This is a genomic window from Bacillus sp. NPDC060175 (assembly GCF_042728695.1).
GTDB lineage: Bacteria > Bacillota > Bacilli > Bacillales > Bacillaceae_G > Bacillus_A.
Map to the genome: position 1 here is coordinate 1 of NZ_JBHWYR010000196.1, position 1,394 is coordinate 1,394.

Below are 1,394 nucleotides of genomic sequence, written 5' to 3' on the forward strand. Positions count from 1 at the left end.
GGCTGTTGGAAATCTTTTGTATCTGAATAAGATGATAATGTACATTTTGTAATAGTTATTATATCTCCTTTTTTTAAAGATTCTAGAGGTAAAAATTCTCCACGTTTTAATTTTTGGAATGCTTCTTTTGAAGAAATAATTTCTATATCTTTAATCTTTATTTGTTCTGAAGAATTTTTCTTAAATTTATAAACAGGCATTTTTTTAGAATCTGCATCTAATGATATAGTTGTTTTCATAGTAATATCAGACATATCCATTTTAGTTTCTGGGTTAATACGTAAATTACCAAATTCTTGCATTTTGTAAGAAATAATAATTCCCAATGTTAATAAACAAACTATCACTGGTAAAGATATATATTTAACAATTTGTTTAAATGGTACTGATTGTTTATCTAAAAAAACAATCAATAAATTACTTATACAATATCCAAGCATACCTCCTAAGGTGTTATGTAATACATCGGATATATCTATACGTCCAATATCTGTTACAAATTGAATTATTTCAATAAAAAAACTTGTACTAAATACGACTAATAATACTGCCCCTGCTTTTTTAAAGAAATTACTAATTAAGGGTAACAAAAACCCTACTGGAAAAAGTAAAGCAATATTTATAATAATATCTTGAAAAGAAACAAGTGAAAAATTATTCCAAGCAACTCTATATCCACGTAAAATATCAAAATTAATTATCCCTTCAGGCCGAATAATATTTTCACGACCAAATAAAGTTCCAGCTAATACAATAAGGTAATATCCTATCAATAGTGTAATCAAAACAATTTGTTTTTTTTCAAATGAATATTTCCCTTTATATATTCGTTTATACAAAACAAAATAACCTAAATTCAACAAAATGGGAACCAATAAAATTATTATTATACTAATAATACTTAAACTTCCTAATGTAGAATTGATTAAATTCATATAATACCTCCATATTTATCTATATATTATCGTTTTTGTTGAACAATTTAAAACCTTATAAGAATTCGATGTTATCGAAGTTTGATTGTAATTCTTTCGCTCGTCCCATGGGAGTTTGTCAAATCATTGTTTTATATCTAATATAGGGGAACAAAAACATACTAATCTTGGCATATTTTCAATATTCTAAAGGTGCATTTTTAACCATAATTAGTGATTGAGTATGCACCTTCATTTTTTTGTTTATCTTTTTTATGAATATATTTTTGTACATATGCGTTTTATATAGTGATCTCTAATAATAAGAAAGTATATAATTTGCATACAAATAAAGCTTACTAATACAACAATTGAGCTTTGAATAACGGACATTTCCCTACTTACTGTTTGTCCTAATTGGTGAAAAGTTAGAAATGCAAAACTGCTGTGAACCATAGCCACTACAATCGGTAAGAAAAA

At 25.7% G+C, this 1,394-nt stretch carries 1 protein-coding gene and 1 pseudogene; both read right to left on the reverse strand.

Features of this window, described 5'->3' with window-relative positions; genetic code table 11:
• Positions 1-935: VanZ family protein (locus tag ACFWDE_RS30485; RefSeq protein WP_377896396.1), on the reverse strand; the 935-nt coding region annotated here is incomplete at its 3' end.
• Positions 936-1,187: 252 nt separating this feature from the next.
• Positions 1,188-1,394 (reverse strand): annotated as a pseudogene (locus ACFWDE_RS30490) (ABC transporter permease); the annotation flags it as partial.